Here is a 21,346-nt window from a genome sequence, read left to right on the forward strand (position 1 = left end):
ATCGCCGCCGGAGCGTTCACCGCAGCTCGTCCACGTAACGGTCCGTCCCGGGCACCGTGGGGACGAACGGGGCGACGAGCTGCACGCTCCCCAGTCCCGAGGCCGCCACTGCCGTGTCCAGGTCCGCGAAGTGCTCGCGCCAGTTCTCGCGGGGATCGTGCTGGAGGAACCACAGCAGGGTGAGCCGGGTGTCGACGCCCTCGACCTGCTTCACATAGGTCATGCGATCGCCGGGGAGTGGGGTCGGGCGGAAGACGGTCACCATGGCGGTCGGGGAGCCCTCCACCCGCTTCGGGAGGTGCCGGGTGCGGAGCCACTCCAGGAGTTCGGCACGCCGCTCGGGGGACTCGGCGTCGATGACCTCGACCACCAGTCCCGCATAGGGATGGTCGAGGGCGTGGAAGTCCCTCGGTCCCGCCGCGCCGTCGCGGTAGACCGTCGCCTCGTGGTCCTGGAAGGCCGTGAAGACGTGGGTGCGGTCCTGGTAGACGCGGGCGTCGCGATTGAGGCGCTTGTTGATGGCGACGGTCCACTTCATGTGGTCGTCGTAGCGGCCGTCGGTGATCCAGTACGTCGAGATGTAGCAGCCGGCGGTGACGGGCCGGGCTATCGCGGACTTCTCCGGGTAGCGCAGGAGCTGCAGGTCCCGGGTCGCCACCCAGCGGCGGCCCGCGTACATCCAGGGCATGGCCATCGCGCCGGCGTAGTAGTGGTCGTCCTCGTACCAGCGGTTGTAGGCGTACTCATGGCCGGGGTGCGGCTCGACCATGGTGATCAGGGCGTGGCCGGGGCGGACGCCGTACGGGCCGACGGCGGCCAGTTCGGCGTACCGCTCGCTGCGGGTCTCCTCGCTCATGCCGTTCCCCTTCCGCTTCCGCGCTCTCTTCCGTCCTCCGGCGCTCGCCCATACTCTGACGGACCGTCAGATGAAGCGCCAGGGCCGGGAGGTCGCCATGTCACTGCTCGCGGGCAAGACCGTCGTCGTCTCGGGGGTCGGGGCGGGTCTCGGCCACCAGGTCGCGGCGGCGGTCGTACGGGACGGGGGGAACGCGGTGCTCGGGGCGCGCACCGAGGCGAACCTCGCGAAGAGCGCGGCCGAGATCGATCCGGCCGGGGCGCACACGGCGTACCGGACGACGGACATCACCGACGAGGGGCAGTGCGAGGCGCTTGCGGAGCTGGCGCGAAAGCGGTTCGGGGCGATCGATGCCGTGGTGCATGTGGCGGCCTGGGACTCCTACTTCGGCGGTGTCGAGGACGCGGACTTCGCGACCTGGCAGTCGGTCATCGACGTCAATCTGCTGGGGTCGCTGCGCATGACCCGGGCCTGCCTGCCGGCGCTGAAGGAGCGCGGCGGGTCGGTCGTCTTCATCGGGACCCAGTCGGCCATCGCCGCACCGACACAGGTGAAGCAGGCCGCGTACGCCGCCTCGAAGGGCGCCCTGACCAGCACGATGTACTCCCTGGCCCAGGAACTCGGCCCGCACCGGATCCGCGTCAACACGGTCCTGCCCGGCTGGATGTGGGGCCCACCGGTGCAGGCGTACGTCCAGTTCACCGCCCACACGGAGTCCGTACCGGAGGCGACGGTCCTGAAACGCCTGACAGCCCGGATGGCCCTTCCCGAACTGGCGACGGACGGCGACGTGGCGGACGCGGCGGTGTTCCTCGCCTCGGACCGCGCACGGGCCATCACCGGGCAGTCCCTGCTGGTCAACGCCGGGGAGCTGATGCGCTGAGGGGTGCTCCCAGCCGGTCGAGGCGTTCCCGCAGCTGTTCATATAGGTGAATCAAGGTCAGCAAGTGGAACATTTTTGCTTGCTCTTGACCTTCCGCTTGCTTGTCGTGCTCGCGTAACCGCACCCACGATGAGCGGGCACTTCGCGGCCTTCCCCGTCCCCGCTCCGCTTATGCGAAGTGCCAGCCAGCTGGGCGGAGTTCACAAGGCGGACCCTGGAAGGGGGGCATATGAACGCTCTCGACTGGACCGTGCTCATCGCCTACTTCGGCGTGATGGTCGCGATCGGCATCTGGTCGCACAAGCGCGTGGACGACGTCAGCGACTTCTTCACGGCCGGCGGCAAGATGCCCTGGTGGCTGTCCGGCATCTCGCACCACATGTCCGGCTACAGCGCGGTGATGTTCACCGGATACGCGGGCATCGCCTACACCTACGGCGTCACCTCCTTCGTCACCTGGTCCTTCCCGATCGCGCTCGGCATCGCCATCGGTTCGAAGATGTTCGCGCCGCGCATCAACCGGCTGCGGTCCAGGCTCCATGTCGCATCCCCGCTGGAGTATCTGAAGAACCGTTACAACCTGCCCACCCAGCAGGCCCTGGCCTGGTCCGGCATGCTGCTGAAGATCGTGGACGTGGGCGCGAAGTGGGCCGCGATCGCGACGCTCCTGTCGGTCTTCACCGGCGTCTCGCTGAACCAGGGCATCCTCATCACCGGCGCCATCACGGCCGTGTACTGCACGATCGGCGGCCTGTGGGCGGACGCGCTGACCGAACTCGGCCAGTTTGTCATCCAGTTGCTCGCCGGACTGTCGATGTTCGTCGCGGTCGTCGCCAAGCTCGACGACAAGAACATCGGTTTCCTCGGCGCCTGGGACGAGCCCGCGCTGCACGGCCACGGCAAGCCGCTGGTCGGCCCGTACGGCACCGTCTTCCTGCTCGCGTTCCTCTTCATCAAGCTCTTCGAGTACAACGGCGGCATGCTCAACCAGGCCCAGCGCTACATGGCGACGGCCGGCCCACGGGAGGCCACCCGCTCCGCACGCCTGTCGGCGGCCCTCTGGCTGGTCTGGCCGGTGATCCTCTTCTTCCCCATGTGGATGTCACCGCTGCTGGTGCACGCGAACAAGCCCGACGGCTCCGACTCCTACGCCCTGATGACCGAACAGCTCCTGCCGCACGGCCTGCTGGGCCTGGTCATCGTCGGCTTCTTCTCCCACACCATGGCCATGTGCTCCTCCGACGCCAACGCGATCGCCGCGGTGTTCACTCGGGACGTGGCACCGGTGCTCTCGGCACGGGCCCGGGCCTGGAACGAGCGGTCGGGGCTGATCGCGGCGCGGGTGACCACGGTCGTCTTCCTCGCCCTGTCGATGTCGGTGGCGACACAGGTCAACTCCCCCACGTTCAAGGACATCATCACCGTCGTCATCAAATGGGTCGCCGGTCTGATGGGCCCGATCGCGATCCCGATGATGCTGGGCCTGCTCCGCCCGTTCCGCCGCTCCGGCCCGACGGCCGCGCTCACCAGCTGGGCGGCGGGTCTGCTGGCCTTCTGGCTGGTCAACTACCCGATCAACTGGAACGTCGACGGCGGAGTCCCGCTCCAGTACCAGGTGTCCGTACCGCTGGCCGTCTCCCTGGTCCTGTACATCCTCATCGGCTACCTGAAGCCGGAGGACACCCCGGAGCGGCTCGCGGTCATCGAGCGGATCAACACGGACGGAGACGGGGCGGCGGCCCCGGTGCCGGCCACGGCGGAGACGGAACCCGCGTAACCACAGGTGGCCACCGCGTGGGGCTTACGCCCCTCGCGGATACCTCGCCAGCCACCCCGGAGCCGCCCCCGCCGGACCGTGCAGCGCCGGGCCCTGGGTCATCTCCATCGCGAAGTCGTCGGCCAGTTCCAGGATCGTGGGGCGGCCCTCCAGTTCGGCCAGCCAGGCCGGCGGGAGGGCCGTCTCGCCGTGCAGGGCGCCGAGCAGACCGCCGGTCAGCGCACCCGTGGCGCCGGAGGGGCCGGCCTGGTTGACCGCCAGGCACAGGCCGTGCCGTACGTCCTCCCCCACCAGCGCGCAGTACACGGCGGCGGCCAGCAGGCCGTCCGCGGCCCCGTCGCCCGCCAGCTCCTCCACCCGCGCCGGGCCGGGCATCCCCTGCCGCACCGTGCCCAGCGCGTGCTGGAGGGCGTCGGAGACGGGCTGGTGGCCGGGGCGGACGGCGAGCAGGGCGAGCGCGCGCTGCACGGCGCCGTCCAGGCTGTCGCCGCGGGCCAGCGCGTGCACGATCACGGCGTACGCGCCCGCCGACAGATACGCGGTGGCGTGACCGTGGGTCTGGGTCGCGCACTCCACCGCCAGCTGCAGCACCAGCTGTGATTCCCAGCCGACCAGCAGTCCGAAGGGTGCCGAGCGGACGACGGCCTCCGGGCCCTGCTCGCCCGGGTTCTTGGGGGCCTCCAGCGTGCCCATGTTCTCGTCGCCGAAGCCGATCAGCAGCGCACGCGACGGATCGCGGCGGGCGTACAGCCACTCCTCGCGGGCCAGCCAGCCGTCGTCCTTGCGGCGCTCGTCCGGGCCCCAGTCCCGCTGGGTGGCCGCCCAGCGCAGATACGCCCGGTGCAGATCGGTCGGCGGATGCCAGGCGCCGGTGTCACGGCGGACCTGGGCGCGTATCAGCCCGTCCACCGTGAACAGGTTCAGCTGGGTGTGATGGGTCACGGCGCCGCGTCTGCCGTAGGCCAGGGCGAGGTCGACGAGGCCCTCGACGCCGTACGACGCCTGGATCTCCTCCATGGTGAGCCCGTCGACCGGGGCACCGAGCGCATCCCCGACGGCGGCGCCGAGGAGGGTGCCGCGCACCCTGCTGCGGAAGTCCTGCTGCTCGGCACGGCCCCAGACGGCGCCGGATGTCGCCCCCATCGAGACCTCCCCACAGCGGCGTCCGTACGTACGACGCTCAGCACTGTAATCGACCGAGGACGATCGATTCACGGGGGCAAATCATCCCGGCCCGGTCATTCCCGTACACCGATGGGTGTTCCTGGACGCACGTCCGGTCGTGCCCGGAGAGGCGGTCAGCGGCTGAGTCCGGCGTCAGCCGTACCAGGTGATGTTGCAGACGTAGACGCACTCATGGCGCGGTACGGGCAGGAAACTGATGAAGCCGCGCCCACCCAGGATGTCGAACTCACGCAGGCCGCCCTCCCGGTCGAGTGGCCTGCCCACCTTGACGGAGTCGCGACCGAGCGCGGCCAGTTCGGCAGCCAGCCGTTCTACTTCCGCCACGACTCCCGTCGGCAGGCCTCCCATGACGTACTCGGCACCGGGGTTGTAGTCCCAGGCCCAGTCCGTCCCAGTCCGGCCTCCGCCTCGGCCGCCTCCCGGATCGAGCGGATCTCGGTGATGGCCGCTGCCGGGTCCTGCTCCCCCGCGTCCACGATGTGCTCCAGCTCACGCAGCCGGGCGGCGCGATCAGGATGCCGCTCGATCGCCACGAACACGGCCCAGGAGTGCACGAAGGCTCGCAGCGGCGCGAGGCTCTGCGTCTGCTGTGCGTTCGTCGTGGCTTCGAAGAGGTGCTGCGTCAGGGCCGGGACACGGCTCGGGGCGATACGCGCAACCGCCACCCGCAGCGCGTCCGGCGTGAGCTCGGGCATGGGGATCAGCGGTCCGTACGGGCCGTCGGTCTGGGCGCTCACGGTGACCTCCGGTGCGGGTGGCTCGGTCCTCGTACGGTACCGTTGACATCCTCCCCCTCTTGAAAGAGGGGGATTCCAACCTAGGTGGGTTGAGGTTCACGGACACTCGAACGGCCGGTGGCCGCTGTTGTCCCTCCGGCACCGGCTGATCGCCGGGGCGGGGAATCCCGCCCTGTCCTGCCGCGACGTTGTTTGCTGCGTTCTCATCGGCGTTGCAGGCGAATCCGCAGGACACGCAGACGAACTCGGCTTGGCTCTTGCGCGAGTTTTTCTCGATCCATCCACATGCGGAGCAGCGCAGACTCGTGTACGGGGCGGGGATGTCCTCGACGCGGCCGGGGGCCTTCTCACCGGTCCGCCGACGCAGAAGACCCCAGCCCTGGGCAAGGATGGCCCGGTTCAGCCCGGCCTTCTGCTGCACGCGCGTGCCGGGCTGCTCAATGGTCCCCTTCGCCGAGGCGGTCATATTCTTGATGTTCAGCTTCTCGAACCGCACCAGGTCGTACGACCGTGCGAGCAGCGTCGAGGTCTTCTCGCACCAGTCCCTGCGCAGGTTTGCCTCACGCGCCTTCAGCTTGGCTACCTTGGCGTACTCGGTGGTCTTGGCGTCGCTGTCCTTCGGGAAGCGCGCCGCCCGACGCTGGTGCTTGCGGATCTGCGCACGCTCCTTGACGGTGAGCTGGGGGCAGTTCAGCCGTCGGCCGTCGGACAGGGCGGCGGTGATCTTCACGCCTCTGTCGATCCCGATGATCTCGCCCGTTTTCGGGGTCGGGATCGGCTTGGGGACGATAGCGAACGCGATGTGCCACTGGTCGTTCTTGAAGGTGACGCGGAACGTTTTCGCCTGAGGCAGCTCCTGCCGGGTGAGGCGGAAGCGGACCCAGCCACATCCTGGCACTTTCACCTGAGCCCACCGGCGGTTGAGCTTGTGCACCACCACCGAGCGGCCCATGACCTGCTTGCCGGTCCTGGCGTTCAGCTTCCGCGAGCCGTCCACCTCGAACTCCGGTACTCGGTCGGTCCCGATGACACGGAAGCCCTCATGCACGTACTTCTTACGCCAGGTCGGCTCACCGAACCCGGAGGTGAACCGGGCGGTCTTGGCCTTGGCGAAGTCCTTCAGTGCCTGCTGCTGGACATCGGCGTTGCCCGCGCGTAGCCATGCGTTGTCACGCCGGGCCTCGGTGAGCTGGCGGCACTGCTCGGCGAAGCCAGGCGCGGACTTCCGGCCTGGCTTCCAGTGCGAGTGCTGCTCGACCGCAAGGTTCCATGCGTACCGGGCGTGCGCGCAGTGTTCGAGCATGATGCTCGCCTGCTCGCTCGTCGGGTACATACGGAAACGTGACATGCCGACCCCCTGGCAGCACATAGCGTGATCATGCGGGCTTGTTGCGGCTGACGCTGCACCACAACCGGCTCGCCACGCCAGCCGAGTTAGGCATATTCACTCCGGCGGGTGATCGACGGGGGCGGTGGGGGTGGGTTCGGTTCTTTCCCCGGTTCTTTGGTCTTTTGACGTCGGGAACCGCCGGGTCACGCCTCGTCGCGACCCGGTACGAGTTCGGCCCACACCGTCTTGCCGTGCGCGGGTGCCTCGTCCACGCCCCAACGGTCCGCGTACACCGCCACGATCCGTAACCCCCTGCCGGTTTCCGCGTCCCCTGCCGCCGGATCCTGGATTCGCGGGATCCGGTCACCCCGGGCATCGGTCACCTCGATACACAGGGTGCCGTCGTCGTGCAGCTTCAGCCCCAGCCGGAAGTCCCGTCCGCTGACGCGTCCATGGAGTACGGCGTTGGACGCCAGCTCCGCCACCACATGCGCGGCCCCCTCGAACGGCACTCCCCACTCGTCCAGTTGACGTTCCGTGAACAGCCGGGCGAGTCGAGCACCCCTTCGAGTGGCGGACAGTTGGATCCGGAGGTGGGATTTCTGGTTCATGTCACCCAGAGTGGCCATCCGTCCCTACGCTGAACAGCAGCGACCCCGGTACGTAGCGTCGCTGTCCGGGTGGTCCGCGTGATCGTACGGCTCGTACATCGGGAGGGAAGCGTGGAGGACGAGGAGGCCGAGGCCGTACTCAAGACGGTCGGGCGCCAGGTGAAGATGTGGCGGGAGGCCGCCGGACTGCGGCAGCCGGAACTCGGGGCGGCCATCGGCTACGGCGAGGAGATGGTCTCGTCGGTGGAGCGCGGGCGCAGGATTCCCAAGCCCGACTTCCTGGACAAGGCCGATGAGGTGGTCGGGGCGGGCGGGAAACTCTCCGCGATGAAGGAGGACGTGGAGAAGGCGCGTTATCCGAAGAAGGTCCGGGATCTGGCGAAGCTGGAGGACGACGCCGTCGAACTGGGCGCCTACGCCGGCCACAACATGCACGGCCTGCTGCAAACGCCCGAATACGCACGGGCCTTGTACGCGATGCGGCGGCCCGCGTACCCGGAGGACGAGATCGAGCGGCACGTCGCGGCACGCATGGCGCGGCAGCGCGTCTTCGATCGCGTGCCCGCGCCGCTCCTCACCTTTGTCCAGGAAGAGGTGACGCTGCGAAGGCCCATCGGGGGCAGAATGATTCTGCGGCAACAGCTCGAACACCTGTTGGAGATCAGCGCGTTGAGGCACGTCGAGATCCAGATCATGCCGACGGACCGCGAGGACCACGCGGGCATGGGCGGGCCGATCCGGCTGCTGAAGCTCCGGGACGGGAAGACCCTGGGGCACTCGGAGGCGCAGTTGCACAGTCGTGTGATCAGCAATCCGCGCGAGGTCCAGATCCTGGAGATGCGTTATGGAATGATCCGGGCGCAGGCTCTCACGCCCCGGGAGTCACAGGCCTTCATCGGGAAAGTACTGGGAGAAGAGACATGACCCCCGCGACCCTGCACTGGTTCAAGAGCAGCTACAGCAGCAACGACGGCCCTGATTGCGTCGAGATCGCCATAGCCCCCGCCGCCCCCACCGTCCACGTCCGCGACTCCAAGGACAGGGACGGCGCGCGGCTCGCGTTCACGGGTGCCTCGTGGGCGGACTTCGTGACGTTCGCGGGGCGCTGAGCGTCAACCGGTGAGGCGGTCGTGCAGGGTGCGGGCCGGTGCGTAGTCGGGGCTGAGCTCCAGCGCGCGGGCCACGTCGGCCAGCGCCCGCTCCGTGTCCCCGAGTCCGAGGTGCGCCTCCGCCCGCCGGCACAGGGCCCACGGGTAGGAGGGGTTGAGCTCCAGGGCCCGGTCCAGATCGGCGAGGGCCTCGCGGTGGCGGCCGAGGCTGGACAGCGACACCCCCCGGCTCGCGTATGCCGACGCGTACTCGGGGTCGATGGCGAGCGCGCGCTCGTAGTCGGCGAGCGCCTCCTCGTCGCGACCGGCCACGCGCAGCGCGTCACCCCGTTCGCAGTGCCCCCAGCCCCAGTCGGGCCAGAGGGTGAGGGCCCGGTCGAGGTCGGCCAGCTGCCGGTCGTGGTCGCCGAGGCCGCGCCAGACCCGGGCCCGGCGGCCGAGCGCCCAGGCATAGTCCGGCTTGAGCTCCAGCGCGCGGTCGAGGTCCGCCAGCGCCGCGTCGAGATCCCCGGCACGCTCGTGGGCGGCGCCGCGCGAGGCCCGGGCGAACTCGCTGGCGGGGTCACGGAGGATGCCTTCGGTCAGGTCCCGCAGCGCCTCGTCGTGGTGGCGCAGAAGGCGGTGGTACTCACCACGCAGGATGACGTTGTACGGGTTGTCCGGTTCCAGCGCGACCACCCGGTCGAGACCGGCGACCGCGGCCTCGTAGTCCCCCAGTCCGCCCCGGGTCGCGGCCTTCGCGCGATGCGCCCGCACCAGGTCTGGGTCGAGGGCGAGGGCACGGTCGTACTCCTCCAGCGCCCTCTCGTGATCGCCGTCCCGCGCGAAGGCGTCACCCCGCAGCGCCATCGCCTCCGCCCGCCACGGCTCGTCGCCCCGCGCGCGATCAAGGAGCAGCCGGAGCGCCTCGGCCGGCCCGCTCCCCGCGAGCGTCTCCGCCAGCCCGCTCCCCCAGGTCCGCACGGCCTCCGCGTCCGCGTCCTCACCGGCCTCGGCCAGGACCCGCGCCCAGCGCAGCGCCACCTCGTCGCCCTGCCCGCAGGCGTGGACGACATCGGCCAGGACCACGGGCAGCGCGGCCCGGGGCGCCGCGCACAAGGAGTGGTAGGACTCCGCGAGCCGCAGCTCCCGCCAGTCGGCGTCCGCCCACCGGCGCAGGAGGTCCAGCCCGGCCTCGGCCTCTTCCCGCCAGCGCCCGAACACCTCCGCGAGCCGTCCGTGCCGCTCGGCCCACCCCCGCGGCGACCGTGTCCGCTGCAACCGCAGCATCGGCGCCCGTACGACATCGTGGTACCGCAGCCGCTCCCCCCGCCCGTCGACGAACGGCAGTCCCCTCAACCACCCGTACAGCGAGTCGAGTTCGGACTCCTCGCAGTCCACCACCGCCCGGAACACATCCGCGTCCAGCCGCCGGGGCAGCGCGCAGGCCAGGGCGACCCGGCGCCGTACCGGATCCCGCTCCCACTTCAGGAACCGCTCCACGGCGTCCGCGCTCGGATCGCCCACGTCGTCCGGACCGGCGGGCCGGGCCTGCGCGAGCGTGGAGACGAGCACCGGCAGTCCGCCCGTCAGCCGCAGCACCTCGGCGACCACCGGCTCGTCCCGCACCCCCCGGTCCGCCAGCAGCCCCCGCGCCTCCGCCTCCGTGAACGCCCCGAGCGGCACGTCGGTCATGAAGTCCGCGAAGCCGCCCCAGCGGGCGGTGTCGAAGGGGCGCTGGCCGGAGGTCACCACGACGACGTCGGCGGGCAGGACCCCGTACCGGTCGGTGGTCATCACCTCGTGCAGCCAGCCGTCGAGGAACGGCCCGGTGCGTTCGTAGGTGTCGAAGAACAGGACCAGCCACGGGACCGCCGACGCGACCGCGGTCAACTCGCCCAGCAGCACCGGCGTCAGCACCCGCTCCGGGGACAGCACCAGTTGTACGTCCTCCTGATTGCGGAAGCGCGCGCTGAGTCCGGCCCGCAGCCGGTCCGCGCCCTGCGCGATCCGGTCCGCGTCCAGGGCGGGGGCGAAGGCGCCGGCCACCGGGACGAGGCCGAGGCCCACCAGGCCCGCCCGGGCCAGCGCCAGGCTGCCCGCCGACGGCTCGTCCGGTTCCGATACGGCGACGGCGGCCGCCTCCGCCTCGTGCCGGCGCTCGCGGTGCGCGGCCAGCATCCGGTCCAGCTCCTTCAACCGGTGCCCCTGAGCGGCGAGTTGGTGGCCGATCACGGCCATCGTCTCCGGCACGCTCCCGGCGCCCTCGTCGACATACACGGTCGGCGCGCCGAGTTCCCGGGCGATCTGCTCCAACTCCCGAACCAAGAAGGTCTTTCCGACGCCCGCGTCACCGTGCACATGGAAGAGGAAGCGGTGTCGCTCGTCCTCGGGCGGAATTCCGAAGTTCGCCCGGAACGCGGCCCGTTCGGCGCCACGCCCCACGAAACCGGCACGCCTGCGCCGTGCGATCAGCTCCTGCATCGACGGCCGCGCCTGCGCCATCCGTCCGTCCCCTCATCCGGAGCCAACACCCCGCCATTCTGGCTCAATCCGAGCGGCACGCGGCGGGCCGGGCAGGGAAAGATCATCCCCATGACCACCCCCACCTCAGGCACCTCACGCACCCTTCGCCTCTCCGCGGCCCTGCTCACCGCCACCGTCGCGCTCTACATCTCCCTCGTCGCCCTCGGGAACATCACGGACTTCGGGACCAACCAGCAATTCGTGCGGCATGTTCTCGCCATGGACACCACGTTCAAGGACGACGACCTGATGTGGCGGGCGATCACGAGCAAGGGGCTTCAGGACGCCGCGTACATCGCCATCATCGTGTGGGAGACGGTCACGGCGCTCGTGCTGATCGCCGGGACGTGGTTCTGGGCGAGACGCCGGCACGACCGCGCCCGGCAGCTCTCCACCTACGGGCTGCTGATGCTCATGCTGCTCTTCGGCGCCGGGTTCATCGCGATCGGCGGTGAGTGGTTCGCCATGTGGCAGTCGAAGACCTGGAACGGGCTGGACGCGGCGACCCGCGTCCTCGTGCTCACCGGGATCAGTCTGATCGTCGTACAGCTGCCGGAGAAGTCGGCTACTTGACGACGGTCACCTTGGTGTTCGGCTCCGTGCCGAAGGTCCACAGTGCCGTGCCGTCCGCCTTGGGCATGCGGATGCCGCTGGTCTGCTTGCCCTCGGCGGGCGCCGGGGAGGAGCCGTCGGCCGCGTTGGAGAAGGCGATCGACAGGCCCGATTTTGCCGCGAAGTACAGAATATGCTCGATCTGCACGCCGTCGGAGCCGGTGGTGGACGCGAGGGTCTTGGAGATCGTGTAGGTGCCGGGGTCGGGGCTCACCGTTCCCGGCCAAACCGTGAAGGAGCGGCCGGCCTTGTCGCTCGCGTCGACCAGCCACACCCGCTTCTGCCCGAGCGAGTAGACGACCCGGCGGCCCATGCCCGAGTCCGCCGGTACCGCGGGGACGGTGGACGTCTTCGGCTTCGACTTCTGCTTCGACGCGTCGGACCCGTGCGCGCCTGCCGACGCCGAGGCGCTCGGCCGGACGGACGCGGCCGTCGGGTGCGGGCCCCTGTCCGCCTGTACGGCGAGGACGACGACGGCGGCGGTCGCCCCCGCCGTAAGGCCGGTGACCCAGGCCCACGAGGGCAGTCGGGCAGGCACGGGCACGCATCTCCTCAGCTCCGGGTCCCCCATCGCACAGGGGTCGGATCATCGTACTGCGAGCGCTACCGGGCCCTCCCGAGCGCTACCTCAGTCCAGCACCGGCAGCAGCTCCGGCAGATGCCCGTCCGACGCCGCCGCCACCCGCTGCCGCTCCTCCGACACCTCCCCGTACAGCGTCGTCCGCGGCCGTGCCGGGCGGCCGGCCGCCTCCGCCACCGCGATCAGCTCCCTGACCGACTTGTACGAGCCGTACGACGAGCCCGCCATCCGGGAGATCGTCTCCTCCATGAGCGTGCCGCCCAGGTCGTTGGCTCCGGAGCGGAGCATCTCCGCCGCACCCTCCGCGCCCAGTTTCACCCAGCTTGTCTGGATATTGGGGATCCACGGGTGCAGCAACAGCCGGGCCATCGCCGTCACCGCCCGGTTGTCCCGTGTCGTCGGCCCGGGGCGCGCGATGCCCGCCAGATAGACGGGGGCGTTGGTGTGGATGAAGGGCAGGGTCACGAACTCGGTGAAGCCGCCCGTCCGCTGCTGGATACCGGCCAGGGTGCGCAGATGGCCGAGCCAGTGGCGGGGCTGGTCCACATGGCCGTACATCATCGTCGAGCTCGACCGGATGCCCAGCTCGTGTGCGGTCGTGACGACCTCGATCCAGGTGGCCGTGGGCAGCTTGCCCTTGGTCAGCACCCAGCGGACCTCGTCGTCGAGGATCTCCGCCGCCGTGCCCGGGATGGTGTCGAGGCCCGCCTCCTTGGCCGCCGTGAGCCACTCACGGACGGACATGCCCGTACGGGTCGCGCCGTTGACCACCTCCATCGGCGAGAAGGCGTGCACATGCATACCGGGGACCCGCTCCTTGACCGCCTTGGCGATGTCGAAGTACGCCGTCCCGGGCAGGTCCGGATGGATCCCGCCCTGCATGCACACCTCGACCGCTCCCACGTCCCACGCCTGCTGGGCGCGGTCGGCGACCTGCTCCAGGGACAGCGTGTAGGCGTCGGCGTCCGTGCGGCGCTGGGCGAAGGCGCAGAAGCGGCAGCCGGTGTAGCAGACGTTGGTGAAGTTGATGTTCCGGGTGACGACGTACGTCACGTCCTCGCCGACCGCCGACCTGCGCACGTCGTCCGCGATCCGGGTCAGCGCGTCCAGCGCCGGGCCGTCCGCGTGGAAGAGGGCCAGCGCCTCGGCGTCGGTCAGTCGCGTCGGGTCGTCGGCGGCGGTCGCCAGGGCCGCGCGGACGTCGGCGTCGATCCGCTCCGGCGCCATTCCCGGGGCGGCCGCCTCGCGCAGGGCGCCCCAGTCGCCGTACACCTCGTCGAAGTCGTCGCGCCGGTCGGCGGTACGGCCGTCGGTGTCGATGGTGCGGTGCAGATCGGTGCGCCCGGTGGCGACGAAGGCCTCCTCCGGCTCCTGCCAGGGGTGCCCCTCGACGACCGCGTCCGGCCGGGCCAGGCCCGTCTCCGGGTCCGCAAGCGCCCGCACGTGCGGCAGCAGGCGCGGGTCCAGCCAGGGCTCCCCGCGCGTGACGAACTCCGGGTACACACACAGGCGTTCACGCAGCTCGAAGCCGGCCGCCCGGGACCGCTCGGTCAGCTCCTCGATCTGCGGCCAGGGGCGTTCGGGGTTGACGTGGTCGATGGTGAGCGGGGAGACCCCGCCCCAGTCGTCGATGCCCGCGCCGATCAGCCGCTCGTACTCGCTGTCCACGAGGTTGGGCGGGGCCTGGAGGCAGGCGGCCGGGCCCATGATGTGCCGGGCCACCGCCACCGTGGCGACCAGTTCGTCCAGTTCGGCGTCCGGCATCCCGCGCATCGCCGTGTCCGGCTTGGCGCGGAAGTTCTGGATGATCAGCTCCTGGATGCCGTGGTAGGAGCGGGAGACACGGCGCAGCGCGAACAGGGAGTCGGCGCGCTCCTCGTACGTCTCGCCGATGCCGATGAGCAGCCCCGAGGTGAAGGGCACGGAGGAGCGGCCGGCGTCCTCCAGGACGCGCAGGCGTACGGCGGGCTCCTTGTCCGGGGAGCCGTGGTGCGGGCCGCCGGGCTCCGACCACAGACGGGTCGCCGTCGTCTCCAGCATCATGCCCATCGACGGGGCCACCGGCTTGAGCCGCTGGAAGTCCGTCCAGCTCATGACGCCCGGATTGAGGTGGGGCAGCAGGCCCGTCTCCTCCAGGATGCGGATGGAGACGGCCCGGACGTACGCGACGGTGTCGTCGTAGCCGTGCGCGTCGAGCCATTCCCTGGCCTCCGGCCAGCGGTCCTCGGGCTTGTCGCCGAGGGTGATCAGAGCTTCCTTGCAGCCGAGGGCCGCGCCCTTGCGGGCGATGTCGAGGACCTCGTCCGGGGACATGAACATCCCGTGCCCGGCGCGGCGGAGCTTGCCGGGCACGGTGACGAAGGTGCAGTAGTGGCACTTGTCCCGGCACAGCCGGGTGAGGGGGATGAAGACGCTCTTCGAGTACGTGATGACACCGGGCCTGCCCGCCGCGTCGAGGCCCGCGTCCCGTACCCGGGCGGCGGACGCGGCGAGGTCCTCGAGGGCCTCGCCGCGCGCCTGGAGCAGCACCGCCGCCTCGGAGACGTCGAGGGCGACGCCGTCCCGGGCACGCTTGAGGGCGCGACGCATGGAGTTCTCGGTCGGGCCGGTTCCGGAGGTCGCGGAAGTCGTCATTGTTTGAGCATACGTTCGGGTTGATCAGGGCAAAGAGGTGCTGTCCGATTCACCCCCGGCCGCTCGTCGTTACACCGTGTCACTGGCTCCTGGCAGATATCGGGCGTACTCGTCGAGCACCCGCAGCACCTCCGGCTCCCCGGCGGGCGGCAGCTGCACCACGGTCTCCTCGACGCCGAGTTCGGTGTAGTGGGCGAGCTTTCCGGGGGTGGGCTGAACGGCGTACGGCACCACCTGGAGGGCGGCTGGATCCCGCCCGGCGTCCGCCCACACGGAGCGCAGCACGGGCAGCGACTCGGCGAGCCCGCGCCCGCCGATCGGCATCCAGCCATCCGCGTACTCGGCGATGTGCGCGAACAACTTGGGCCCGGCGGCACCGCCGACGAGCGTCCGGGGGCCGACGACCGGGCCCCTGGGCTTCTGCACCGGCTTGGGATGGGCCCGGCTGGCCCGCACACTCCCGAACTCCCCCACATAGGCGGTCGGTTCCTCGCCCCACAACGCACGCATGAGCCCCATCCGGTCGCGCACCAGCTCCCGCCGCGTACGCCACTCGACCCCGTGGTCGGCGGCCTCCTCGACGTTCCAGCCGAAGCCGAGGCCGAGCGTGAACCGCCCGTCGGACAGATGGTCCAGGGTCGCGATCTGCTTGGCGAGGCCGATCGGGTCGTGCTGGGCGACGAGCGTGATGCCGGTGCCGAGCCCCAGCCGCCCGGTCACCGCGGCGGCCTGCCCGAGGGCGACGAAGGGGTCGAGGGTACGGCCGTACTCGCGCGGCAGCTCACCGCCTGCCGGGTACGGGGTGGTCCGCTCGACGGGCATATGGGTGTGCTCGGGCAGATACAGCCCGGCGAAGCCGCGCTGTTCCAGCTCACGGGCGAGCCGGACGGGGGCGATGGTCTCGTCGGTGAGGAAGATCGTGACGGCGATTCTCATGACCCATCTGTACCCAGGCACACCTCAGATGTCTGTACCCAGGCAGACCTCAGATGTTCATACCGGCCAGTCGGCATCACATGACGCGTCGCGGGGCTGCCCGCCCACATGACATACCGCCCGCCCCCGATTCCCTTCCCGTCCACGGGAGTTCACCCCCGACCCCGACAGTGACAGCCATGGACGAGGACAGGAAAGGCTTCGGCAGACGCGCTTTGTTCGTGACCGGCACCGCCGCCGCGCTTACGTTGGGAAGCGTGAACTTCGCAGCGGCGGACGGCCAGGACCAGGAGACCCGGACGGTCAGCGGCACCCTGCCGCCCGGCTCCCCCGACTTTGTGTACGTGCCGGTGGAAGTCCCCTCCGGTGTACGGGAGATCAAGGTCTCCTACACCTACGAGAGGCCGTCCGTCCCGGTCGGCACCGCGGGCAACGCCCTCGACATAGGCATCTTCGACCAGCACGGCACCGACCTGGGCGGCCGGGGCTTTAGGGGCTGGTCGGGCGGCGCCCGCACCGAGTTCTTCATCCGCGCGGACGACGCCACGCCCGGCTACATCCCGGGCCCGGTCGGCGCGGGCACCTGGCACATCGCCCTCGGCCCCTACACGGTGGCGCCGCAGGGACTGACGTACGAGCTCACGACCACCCTGACGTACGGCGAACCCGGCACGGCCGTCCGCCCGGTCTACCCGCCGCAGCGCGCGAAGGGCCGCGGCCGGGCCTGGTACCGGGGCGACTGCCATCTGCACTCCTGGTACTCCGACGGCCGCCGCACCCCGGCCGAGATCGCGGCGCTGGCGCGGGCGGCGGGCCTGGACTTCATCAACACCTCCGAGCACAACACGCACTCCGCGCACGCGCACTGGGCCGACGAGGCGGGCGACGACCTGCTGATCATGCTGGGCGAGGAGGTCACGACACGCAACGGCCACGTGCTCGCCCTCGGCACGGACCCCGGCACCTTCATCGACTGGCGATACCGCGCCCGCGACAGCCGCTTCGGCCGGTTCGCGCGGGAGATCCGCCGCACCGGCGGCCTGGTCGTCCCGGCCCATCCGCACGCCACCTGCGTCGGCTGCGGCTGGAAGTTCGGCTTCGGCGAGGCCGACGCCATCGAGGTGTGGAACGGCCCCTACACGCCCGACGACGAGGTCACGCTGGCCGAGTGGGACAACCAGCTCGTCGCGTCGGTGCGGGAGGGCCGGGACTGGCTCCCGGCGATGGGCAACAGCGACGCGCACCGTGACCCCGACGTGGTCGGCACACCGCAGACGGTCGTCCTGGCCGACGACCTGAGCCGGGAGGCGATCCAGGACGGCATCCGCGCGGGCCGCTCGTACGTCGCCGAATCCGCGAGCGTCCGCCTGGCCTTCACGGCGACAGGCGGCCGGGCCCGGCAGGTCGGCATCGGCGAGCGCCTCGACGTGGACCCCGACACCCCGGTGACGGTCCGCCTGGAGGCGTCGGGCACCCCCCGCTGCACGGTCAACTTCGTCACGGACCAGGGCGTCCTGAAGACGAGCGGCCCCCTGCCGGTGACGGGCTCGGGCGTGGTGGAGTGGCGGACGACACCGTCGTACGCCGCCTACGTCCGCGCCGAACTGCGCCACGAGACGGCGGCGGGCCCGCTGCCCGGAGCGCTGGCGGCCTTCACGAACCCGATCTTCCTCGGCCGCCGCTGACGTCGAGCACCCACCGCGCCTCCCCGTCCTCCCGCAAGTCGCCGCCGGGCACGAGCCCGGCGACGGCGGCGGAGGCGCGGTGTTTGAGCAGCGGCAGCGGCTCCAGCCGCGCCGTACGGATGGTTTCGGCTCTCGCGATGCTCATGGGCGTACCTTCGCATCAACCGATCCAGCCGCCGCCCGCGAGAGGCTCCGAGCGCATGTCCCGCTACACCGATCTGAAGCACCAGGCCGTCACCCGGTTCCAGCGCCACATCGGCAACCCGGTCCTATGCCGGATCCCGCTCCAGACGGTCCTGGAGACCACGGGCCGCAAGTCCGGCCTGCCCCGGCAGACGCCGGTGGGCGGACGCCGTATCGGTGACTCCTTCTGGCTGGTCTCGGAGTTCGGCGAGAAGTCCCAGTACGTCCGCAACATCCAGGCCGACCCGACGGTCCGCGTCCGCATCAGGGGCCGCTGGCACACCGGCACCGCCCACCTCCTCCCGGACGACGACCCCCTGACCCGCCTGCGCACCCTGCCCCGCCTGAACAGCACGGCGGTGTGGGCGCTGGGGACCGATCTGCTGACGGTACGGGTGGATCTGACGAGCTGACCCTCACCCCGGCCAGACGATCGCCTGCACCTCGCTGTACGCGTGCAGGGCGTACACGCCCACGTCCCGGCCCACCCCGCTCTTCTTGAAGCCCCCGAACGGTGCCTCCATGTTGCGGCCGACGGTGTTGACGCCGACCCCGCCGGCCCGCAGCCGCCGGGCCACCCGGAAGGCCCTGGCCACATCACCCGACCAGACGTAGTCGATCAGGCCGTAGTCGGAGTCGTTGGCGAGGGCCACGCCCTCGTCCTCCTCGTCGAAGGGGATCACCGACACCACCGGGCCGAAGATCTCCTCCCGGGCCACCCGCATGTCGTTCGTGCAGTCGGCGAGGAGGGTGGGAGAGACGTAGAAGCCACGGTCGAGGGCGGGGCGTTCGCCGCCCGTCATCACCGTCGCGCCCTCCTTGCGGGCCAGGTCGACGTACGACTCCACCCGGTCGCGGTGTTCCGCCGAGATCACCGGGCCCACCACCGTGTCCGGCTCCCTGGGATCACCCACCTTCAACCGGGCGACGTAGGCGGCGAGTTGCCCGACCAGGCGGTCGTACACGCCCCGCTGCGCCAGCACCCGCGTCGGCGCGGTGCAGATCTGGCCGCTGTAGAAGGAGAACGTCGTCCCGATCCCCGCCACCGCCGACCCGATGTCCGCGTCGTCGAAGACGACCGCCGCCCCCTTTCCGCCCAGCTCCATCAGCTGCCGCTTCATCTGCCGTCCGCACACCTCGGCGATGCGCTGCCCCACCACCGTGGAGCCGGTGAAGCTCACCATGTCGACGTCGGGGGACGCCACGGCCTCCTCGCCGACCTCCACCGCCCGGCCGGAGACCACGTTCACCACCCCGGGCGGGACCCCCGCCGCCTCCAGCGCCTCCGCCATCCGGTAGACGGACAGCGGGTCCTGCGGCGCCGGCTTCACCACCACCGTGTTGCCCATGGCCAGCGCCGGGGCGACCTTTCCGGCCGGGTTCGCCCACGGGTTGTTGTAGGACGTGACACAGGTGACGACGCCGACGGGCTGGCGTATCGCGAGCGCGCCCATCACGCCCGCCTTCCCCGCCCCCACTGCCTCAAGGGCGTGGGAGGTACCCCCACCCGCCTCGTTGATCTGCGGCGGAATCGCCCACTCGGCAGGTTCGACCCGCGCGTACCGGCGGAACCGGGCCACCGCCACCCCCACCTGCATCCCGCGCGCCGTCCCGGTCGTGGCACCGGTCTCCGCCCGGGCCAGATCCGCGTACGGGAGCAATCGTCCGCGGATGATGTCCGCGGCCCGCCCGAGCACGGCCGCCCGCTCCTCCGGGGCCGTCCGGGACCACGACCCGAAGGCCTCACGGGCCGCGGCGCAGGCCGCGCGCACCTGATCCCGCGAGGCCTCCGGCGCCAGGCCGACGGTCTCCTCGGTCGCGGGATCGGTCACCGGGTGGTGACCCGCGTCGGGGTCCACCCAGGCGCCGCCGATGAACAGCCGCTGTCCTTCGGACGGGGAACTCACCGGGTGCTCACCGTCCTCGTGTCCCGCCCGGAGCGCAGCACCTTCCCGGGCACGGCCCCGCTCACCACGTCGTCCCGGATCGCCTCGATGCCGTTGACCCACACGGCCCGCACCCCGATCGCCCGGGAGTCCAGCCGAGGGCTGTCACCCGGCAGATCGTGCACCAGGGTGGCCTGGCCCGCGTCGATCCGCTCCGGATCGAACAGCACCAGGTCCGCATGCCAGCCCTCCCGGATCCGGCCGCGCTCACGCAGCCCGAACAGCCGTGCGGGATCGTCCGTCAGCATCCTCACCGCCTGCTCAAGACCCAGCAGCTTCCGGCCGCGCAGACAGTCGCCGATGAAACGGGTGGTGTACGGCGCCCCGCACATGCGGTCCAGATGCGCGCCCGCGTCCGAGCCGCCGAGCATGACGTCCTCGTGCCGCCAGGTCTCCGCCCTGAGCGCCCAGGAGTCCGGGTCGTTGTCGGTGGGCATCGGCCACAGGACCGTACGGAGCTCATCAGCGGCGCAGATCTCTACCAGGCAGTGGAAGGGGTCCTGCCCCCGCTCCGCCGCGATGTCGCGGACCACCCGGCCGGTCAGCCCGGCGTTCGCCTCGCTGTAGGTGTCGCCGATGACGTACCGCCCGAAGTTCGCCAGCCGCCGGAAGACACCCGCTTCCTTCGACCGAGCGCGCCGGAGCAACTCCGCCCGCACGTCCGGGTCACGGAGCCGCGCGATCCGCTCGGGTACAGGAAGTCCGAGGATCGGGCCCCATCCGGGGATGAGGTTGAGCGCGCAGAACGTGCCGAGCGACATGTTCATCGGCGTGAGGATCGGCATGGTGAGGGCGACGATCCGCCCGCCCGCCTTCCGCGCCCGCTCACTCGCCGTCAGCTGCCTGGGCACCCTCTCCGGGACCGCCGCGTCGACCGTGAGGACGTTCCAGTTCAGGGGGCGTCCGGCGGCCGCGCTCATCTCCACGAGCAGGTCGATCTCGTCGTCGCTGAACTGGTCCAGGCAGCCCGCGACGATCGCCTCGATCTGCGTGCCCTCGTGCTCTGAGACGGCCTTGGACAGGGCCAGCAGCTCGGCGGGCAGCGCGTGCCTCGACGCCACGGGCTGCCCGTCGCCGTCGGAGTGGGTCGAGGACTGGGTCGTGGAGAAGCCCCAGGCGCCCGCATCCATGGCCTCGTGCAACAGCCTTACGATTCGGGTGAGTTGCTCCTGGTCGGGCTGCCCGCCGACCGCGTCCGGCCCCATCACGTACCGGCGCAGGGCACAGTGCCCGACCATGAACCCGGCGTTGACGGCGATCCGCCCTTCGAGAGCGTCCAGATACTCCCCGAAGGTGCGCCAGCTCCAGGGCGCGCCCTCCTCCAGTGCGACCAGCGACATCCCCTCCACCTTGGACATCATGCGGCGGGTGTAGTCGGCGTCCTCGGGCCGGTCCGGGTTGAGCGGCGCGAGGGTGAACCCGCAGTTCCCGGCCGCGACCGTGGTCACCCCGTGGTTCAGGGACGGGGTCGCGTACGGGTCCCAGAACAGCTGGGCGTCGTAGTGGGTGTGCGGGTCGACGAAGCCGGGGGCGAGGACGAGTCCGGTGGCGTCCTCGCTGGTACGGGACTCCTCGGTGACGGTGCCGACGACGGCGATACGGCCTTCACGGATACCGACGTCGGCAACGAATGCAGGCGCACCCGTCCCGTCGACGACGGTCGCGCCTTTGATGACGTGATCGAGCATGAACCTGGTCTCCTCAAACCTGCGATGCGGTGACCGACCTGCTTCAGGGGCGCGGGGCTGTTTCGATATGCGGTTCCGCCGCGCGAGCA

The 21,346-nt window shown here is 70.8% G+C and carries 20 protein-coding genes; 7 read left to right on the forward strand and 13 right to left on the reverse strand.

Going from position 1 to position 21,346, the window contains the following annotated elements; genetic code table 11:
• Nucleotides 1-16: 16 nt before the first annotated feature.
• Entirely contained in the window at nucleotides 17-856 is an 840-nt protein-coding gene (locus tag N8I87_RS17440) for a hypothetical protein (protein WP_263209867.1), read from the reverse strand.
• Between the two features lie 97 nt (nucleotides 857-953).
• Between N8I87_RS17440 and N8I87_RS17445 the strand changes: the two genes are divergently transcribed.
• Complete coding sequence (locus N8I87_RS17445; RefSeq protein WP_263216518.1) at nucleotides 954-1,739, forward strand: SDR family oxidoreductase; 786 nt, start codon at nucleotides 954-956, stop codon at nucleotides 1,737-1,739.
• A 229-nt stretch (nucleotides 1,740-1,968) separates the two neighbouring features.
• Nucleotides 1,969-3,516, forward strand: a complete 1,548-nt coding sequence (locus N8I87_RS17450) for a sodium:solute symporter family protein (RefSeq protein ID WP_263209869.1) — start codon at nucleotides 1,969-1,971, stop codon at nucleotides 3,514-3,516.
• Between the two features lie 24 nt (nucleotides 3,517-3,540).
• Here N8I87_RS17450 and N8I87_RS17455 read toward each other — a convergent pair whose 3' ends face one another.
• From N8I87_RS17455 to N8I87_RS17475, 5 genes are all read right to left on the reverse strand, one after another.
• Nucleotides 3,541-4,659, reverse strand: a complete 1,119-nt coding sequence (locus N8I87_RS17455) for an ADP-ribosylglycohydrolase family protein (RefSeq protein WP_263209872.1) — start codon at nucleotides 4,657-4,659, stop codon at nucleotides 3,541-3,543.
• A gap of 174 nt (nucleotides 4,660-4,833) precedes the next feature.
• Nucleotides 4,834-5,025, reverse strand: a complete 192-nt coding sequence (locus N8I87_RS17460) for a hypothetical protein (protein WP_263209874.1) — start codon at nucleotides 5,023-5,025, stop codon at nucleotides 4,834-4,836.
• Nucleotides 5,013-5,240 (reverse strand): hypothetical protein, encoded by a 228-nt coding sequence (locus N8I87_RS44375; protein WP_411577240.1) that lies wholly within the window; start codon nucleotides 5,238-5,240, stop codon nucleotides 5,013-5,015. Before N8I87_RS44375 ends, N8I87_RS17460 begins: the two co-directional genes overlap by 13 nt.
• Nucleotides 5,212-6,771, reverse strand: a complete 1,560-nt coding sequence (locus N8I87_RS17470) for an RNA-guided endonuclease InsQ/TnpB family protein (RefSeq protein WP_411577241.1) — start codon at nucleotides 6,769-6,771, stop codon at nucleotides 5,212-5,214. The genes N8I87_RS44375 and N8I87_RS17470 overlap by 29 nt, the downstream gene beginning before the upstream one ends.
• A 200-nt stretch (nucleotides 6,772-6,971) precedes the next feature.
• On the reverse strand, nucleotides 6,972-7,379 hold the full coding sequence (locus N8I87_RS17475) for an ATP-binding protein (RefSeq protein ID WP_263209876.1): 408 nt from the start codon (nucleotides 7,377-7,379) through the stop codon (nucleotides 6,972-6,974).
• Between the two features lie 111 nt (nucleotides 7,380-7,490).
• Here N8I87_RS17475 and N8I87_RS17480 point away from each other — a divergent pair, with 111 nt between their 5' ends.
• Together N8I87_RS17480 and N8I87_RS17485 are read left to right on the forward strand one after the other, a co-directional pair.
• Entirely contained in the window at nucleotides 7,491-8,303 is an 813-nt protein-coding gene (locus N8I87_RS17480; RefSeq protein WP_263209878.1) for a helix-turn-helix domain-containing protein, read from the forward strand.
• A complete protein-coding gene (locus N8I87_RS17485) occupies nucleotides 8,300-8,488 on the forward strand; it encodes a DUF397 domain-containing protein (RefSeq protein ID WP_263209881.1) in 189 nt (62 codons plus the stop codon). Before N8I87_RS17480 ends, N8I87_RS17485 begins: the two co-directional genes overlap by 4 nt.
• Before the next feature lie 3 nt (nucleotides 8,489-8,491).
• Here N8I87_RS17485 and N8I87_RS17490 read toward each other — a convergent pair whose 3' ends face one another.
• Nucleotides 8,492-10,972, reverse strand: a complete 2,481-nt coding sequence (locus N8I87_RS17490) for a tetratricopeptide repeat protein (RefSeq protein ID WP_263209883.1) — start codon at nucleotides 10,970-10,972, stop codon at nucleotides 8,492-8,494.
• 90 nt (nucleotides 10,973-11,062) lie between these two features.
• Here N8I87_RS17490 and N8I87_RS17495 point away from each other — a divergent pair, with 90 nt between their 5' ends.
• The gene (locus N8I87_RS17495; RefSeq protein ID WP_263209885.1) at nucleotides 11,063-11,566 is read left to right on the forward strand and encodes a DUF2165 domain-containing protein; all 504 of its coding nucleotides are present in this window, start codon (nucleotides 11,063-11,065) and stop codon (nucleotides 11,564-11,566) included.
• Here N8I87_RS17495 and N8I87_RS17500 read toward each other — a convergent pair.
• The 3 genes from N8I87_RS17500 to N8I87_RS17510 form a co-directional block, all read right to left on the reverse strand.
• Nucleotides 11,559-12,143 (reverse strand): hypothetical protein, encoded by a 585-nt coding sequence (locus tag N8I87_RS17500; RefSeq protein ID WP_263209887.1) that lies wholly within the window; start codon nucleotides 12,141-12,143, stop codon nucleotides 11,559-11,561. The genes N8I87_RS17495 and N8I87_RS17500 overlap by 8 nt on opposite strands.
• 90 nt (nucleotides 12,144-12,233) lie before the next feature.
• The gene (locus N8I87_RS17505) at nucleotides 12,234-14,819 is read right to left on the reverse strand and encodes a bifunctional FO biosynthesis protein CofGH (protein WP_263209888.1); all 2,586 of its coding nucleotides are present in this window, start codon (nucleotides 14,817-14,819) and stop codon (nucleotides 12,234-12,236) included.
• 69 nt (nucleotides 14,820-14,888) lie between these two features.
• Complete coding sequence (locus N8I87_RS17510; RefSeq protein ID WP_263209890.1) at nucleotides 14,889-15,755, reverse strand: LLM class F420-dependent oxidoreductase; 867 nt, start codon at nucleotides 15,753-15,755, stop codon at nucleotides 14,889-14,891.
• 179 nt (nucleotides 15,756-15,934) lie between these two features.
• Here N8I87_RS17510 and N8I87_RS17515 point away from each other — a divergent pair, with 179 nt between their 5' ends.
• A complete protein-coding gene (locus tag N8I87_RS17515; RefSeq protein ID WP_263209891.1) occupies nucleotides 15,935-17,440 on the forward strand; it encodes a CehA/McbA family metallohydrolase in 1,506 nt (501 codons plus the stop codon).
• On the opposite strand, the gene N8I87_RS17520 is transcribed toward N8I87_RS17515, so the two are convergent.
• Nucleotides 17,409-17,585, reverse strand: a complete 177-nt coding sequence (locus N8I87_RS17520) for a hypothetical protein (RefSeq protein ID WP_263209894.1) — start codon at nucleotides 17,583-17,585, stop codon at nucleotides 17,409-17,411. The genes N8I87_RS17515 and N8I87_RS17520 overlap by 32 nt on opposite strands.
• Nucleotides 17,586-17,640: 55 nt before the next feature.
• Here N8I87_RS17520 and N8I87_RS17525 point away from each other — a divergent pair, with 55 nt between their 5' ends.
• A complete protein-coding gene (locus N8I87_RS17525; protein WP_263209896.1) occupies nucleotides 17,641-18,036 on the forward strand; it encodes a nitroreductase family deazaflavin-dependent oxidoreductase in 396 nt (131 codons plus the stop codon).
• Between the two features lie 3 nt (nucleotides 18,037-18,039).
• Here N8I87_RS17525 and N8I87_RS17530 read toward each other — a convergent pair whose 3' ends face one another.
• Nucleotides 18,040-19,530, reverse strand: coding sequence for an aldehyde dehydrogenase family protein (locus N8I87_RS17530; protein ID WP_263209899.1), 1,491 nt, complete (start codon nucleotides 19,528-19,530; stop codon nucleotides 18,040-18,042).
• Nucleotides 19,527-21,257 carry an N-acyl-D-amino-acid deacylase family protein gene (locus N8I87_RS17535; protein WP_263209901.1) on the reverse strand — a complete coding sequence of 577 codons (1,731 nt, stop codon included), beginning with the start codon at nucleotides 21,255-21,257 and terminating at the stop codon, nucleotides 19,527-19,529. Before N8I87_RS17535 ends, N8I87_RS17530 begins: the two co-directional genes overlap by 4 nt.
• Between the last annotated feature and the right edge of the window lie 89 nt (nucleotides 21,258-21,346).

The sequence above is a fragment of the Streptomyces sp. HUAS 15-9 genome (genome assembly GCF_025642155.1).
Classification (GTDB): Bacteria; Actinomycetota; Actinomycetes; order Streptomycetales; family Streptomycetaceae; genus Streptomyces.